The organism is Streptomyces sp. MA5143a (genome assembly GCF_900290235.1).
Classification (GTDB): domain Bacteria; phylum Actinomycetota; class Actinomycetes; order Streptomycetales; family Streptomycetaceae; genus Streptomyces.
The window spans coordinates 1-4,015 of record NZ_OLMK01000059.1 but is presented as its reverse complement, the minus strand read 5'-3'; the positions used below and the strand labels follow the sequence as shown (position 1 = coordinate 4,015).

General features: G+C 73.0%; 1 protein-coding gene. It reads right to left on the bottom strand.

Annotated features, from left to right (window positions below; genetic code table 11):
• Positions 1-4,015, bottom strand: a 4,015-nt coding sequence (locus SMA5143A_RS24175) for an SDR family NAD(P)-dependent oxidoreductase (RefSeq protein WP_146193944.1), incomplete at both ends; no start/stop codon positions are given.

Genomic DNA, 4,015 nt, shown 5'->3' with positions numbered 1-4,015 from the left:
GCACCACGCCCACACCCTCGGCCCAACTGGTGCCGTCCGCCGAGGCGGCGAAGGACTTGCAGCGGCCGTCCGCCGCGAGCCCGCGCTGACGCGAGAACTCCGTGAACGCACCGGGCGTCGCCATCACGGTCACACCGCCCGCGAGCGCCATCGAGCACTCCCCCGACCTCAGGGCCTGCGAAGCCATGTGCATGGCGACGAGGGACGACGAGCACGCGGTGTCCACCGTGACGGCGGGGCCTTCGAGTCCGAAGAGATACGCGACCCGCCCGGACAGCACGCTGCCGGTGGTGCCGAGGCCGAGGAATCCCTCGATCTCCGGCGGTATGCGCCGGATGCCCGCCGCGTAGTCGTGGTACATCAGACCGGCGAACACGCCGACGTCCGTGCCCCGTACGGTGCCGGGGTCGACGCCCGCGTCCTCGAAGGTCTCCCACACGGTCTCCAGCAGCAGCCGCTGCTGCGGGTCCATCGCCAGCGCCTCGCGCGGCGAGATCCCGAAGAAGACGGGGTCGAAGGCGGGCGCCTGATGGAGGAACCCGCTTTCGCTGACGTACGTGGTGCCCGGCTGGTCGGGGTCGGAGTCGAAGAGGGTGTCGAGGTCCCAGCCTCGGTTGTCCGGGAAGGGTGTGACGCCGTCCCGTCCCGATGCGACGAGCTCCCACAGGTCGTCCGGTGAGGTCACGCCGCCGGGCAGGCGGCAGGCCATGCCGACGATCGCGATCGGCTCGTCCAGCCGTACCGGGACCCCCGTCGTCCTCTTGTTCCTCGCCTTCGCTGCGCGGGGCCCGGTCGCCGCGTCGGCGGTGAGCCGCACACGCAGGTGGGTGGCGAGTGTCGTCGGCGTCGGGTAGTCGAAGAGAAGGGTCGCGGGCAGGCGGATCCCCGTGAGGGTGGTCAGCCGGTTGCGGAGCTCCACCGCGGTCAGGGAGTCGAAGCCGATGTCGGTGAACGCGTGCTGGGCGTCGAGGTCGTGGGCCGAGGCGTAGCCGAGAACGGTCGCCGCCTCGCCGAGGACGGAGTCGAGCAGGACCCCTTGGGCCTCGTCGTCGCCCAGCCCGAGGAGCCGGGCGGTGAGGGCCGTGGCGCCGGTGGCCGCGTTGCCGGAGTTCCCGGCCTGGCGCGCGCGGCGTACCAGGCCCCTGAACAGGTGGGGCAGCGTTCCCTCGCCGGCCTGCGCGCGCAGTGCCGCGTGGTCGAGCCTGGTGGTGACGGGCGTGGCGTCGGCGCTGCCCAGCGCGTTGTCGAAGAGGGTGAGCCCTTCCTCCGGCGTGAGCGCGGTGATGCCGCCGCGGGACATGCGTTGGGTGCTCACACCGTCCAGGTGGTCCGTCATGCCGCCGCTCTGCTCCCACAGGCCCCAGATCAGGGAGGTGGCGGGCAGTCCGGCCACGCGGCGGCGGTGGGCGAGGGCGTCGAGGTAGGCGTTGGCGGCGGCGTAGTTGCCCTGCCCGGGGCCGCCGACGAGTCCGGCGAGGGAGGAGAAGAGGACGAACGCGTCGAGGTCGTGGTCCTTGGTCAGTTCGTGCAGGTGCCAGGCCGCGTCGGCCTTGGGCCGCAGGACGGTCGACAGCCGCTCGGGGGTCAGTGTGGTGACCACGCCGTCGTCGAGCACTCCGGCCGTGTGGACGACGGCGCTGAGCGGCGTGGTCCGCGGGATGGTGTCGAGAAGCCGCGCGAGTGCCTGGCGGTCGGAGATGTCGCAGGACTCGATGCGGACGTTCGCGCCGAGGGCGGTGAGTTCGGCGTGGAGGTCGTCGGCTCCGGGGGCGTCGGGACCGCTGCGGCTGACGAGGAGGAGGTCGCGGACGCCGTGCCCGGTCACCAGGTGGCGGGCGAGGAGACGGCCGAGCGAGCCGGTGCCACCCGTGACGAGGACGGTGCCGGTGGTGTGGAGGGCCGCCGCTCGCGCGGCGGTGGTCTTCGTGAGCCGGGGGGCGTGGAGGGTGCCGTCGCGGAGGGCGAGGTGGGGTTCCTCGGCGGTGAGTACGGCTGCCGGGATCGCTTCCCCGTGGGTGTCGGTGTCGAGCAGCGTGATGCGGCCGGGGTTCTCGCTCTGTGCCGAGCGGATCAGACCGCAGGCGGCGGCGGTGGCGAGGTCGGTGACCGTCTCGTCGGGTCCGGTGGTGACCGCGCCGTGGGTGACGACGAGGAGGTGGGTGTCGGCGAGGGCGGGTTCGGAGAACCATGCCTGGAGAACGGCGAGCGTGTGCGCGGCCAGCACCTGGACGGCGGCGGGGTCGGGCTCGTCGGTGCCGGCCGCGAGTTCGAACAGCGCGGTCGGGGGAGCCTCGCCCGCTGCCAGTGACCGGATGTCGTCGACCGACGCGACACGGACCGCGTCGAGGGACGCGTCGGCCGTTTCCGTCGGCAGTTCGACCCATGTCAGCCGGTAGCCGGAGTCCGACGCGGATCCGGCCGGGACCGGGTCGTCGGAGAGCGGCAGCAGCGCGAGCGCTTCGACGGACAGTACGGGGGCGCCCGTGCTGTCGGCGAGCTGGAGGGTGACGCGGTCGCCGCCCGGGGACGTCATGCGCACCCGCAGCCGTGTGGCCCCGGTGGCGTGCAACCGTACGTCGTTCCACTCGAACGGCATGAGCGTTCGGCCCGGCGCGTCACCCGAACCCGTCCTGAAGGCCATCGCGTGCAGCGCGGGATCGAACAGGGCGGGGTGGATCCCGTACTCCGCCGCCGCCTCGCGGTGGTCCTCGGGCAGCTCGATCTCGGCGAACGTCTCCTCGCCCCGGATCCACGCCGCGCGCAGGCCCTGGAAGGCGGGGCCGTAGTCGTAGCCCGCGCCGGTCACCCGGTCGTAGATGCCGTCCACCTGCTGCGGCTCCGCGCCCTCGGGCGGCCAGGCCGTGAGGTCGAAGTCGCCGGGCGTAGCGGTCGCCGTCAGGGTGCCGCTCGCGTGGCGGGTCCACACGGCGTCGGGGTCGGCGTCGGCGGGCCGGGAGTGGATGCTGACGGCACGGCTGCCGCTGCCGTCGTCGCCGCCTTCCGTCGGCTGGATCATGACCTGTAGGTGCAGGCCGCCGCGCTCGGGGATCGGCAGTGGTGCCTCGATGACGAGTTCGTCGATGCCCGCCGCTCCGGTCTCCTGCGCGGCGTACAGGGCGAGCTCGACGAAGCCGGTCCCCGGCATCAGGACCGTACCGGCGATGGTGTGGTCCGCCAGCCACGGCTGCGACTGACGGGTGAGGTGTCCGGTGAGGACGACCCCTTGGGCACCGGGCAGGTCCAGCCTGCCGCGCAGCAGGGGGTGTTGGGGCGCAGAGAGTCCGAGATCGGTCGCGTCGGTGGCGGCGCGGGTGGCGTCGAGCCAGTAGCGCTGGTGCTGGAAGGCGTAGGTGGGCAGGTCGACGTGCTTGCCACCGGGCAGGAGCGCTGACCAGTCCAGGGGGGTGCCGCGGGTGTGGAGGGTGCCCAGGGCGGTGAACAGGGCGTGCGGTTCCGCGACGTCGGCGCGGAGGGTGGGGACGCAGGCCGTGGTGTCGAGGGTGTCGTTGACGGCCGAGGTCAGGTGCGGGGCCGGGCCCAGCTCCAGGTACGTGGTGACGCCCTGGCCGGCGAGGGCACGGACGGCCTGCTCGAAACGGACCGAGTCACGGATGTGCCGCACCCAGTAGCCCGGCGTGAGCGGGTCGCCTTCCCCGGCGGGCACGACAGGGATGCCCGGCTCACGGTACGTCACCGTCTCGGCGACGGCCGCGAACTCCTCCAGGACCGGGTCCATCAACGGCGAATGGAAGGCATGGGACACCGTCAGCTCCCGGACACGGTGGCCCTGTTCGGTGAGGGCCTCCCCTATCGCCGCGATCTCCTTCGCGTCCCCGGAGACCACCGTGTTGGCGGGGCTGTTGTACGCGGCGACGGCGGTGCGCGCGGTCAGCAACCCCCTGACCGTCCCAGCCGGAGCCGTCGTGGTGATCATGGCGCCACCGGCCGGCAGAGCCTGCATCAACCGGGCACGCGCGGCCACCAGCTTCGCCGCGTCCTCCAGATCCAGCACACC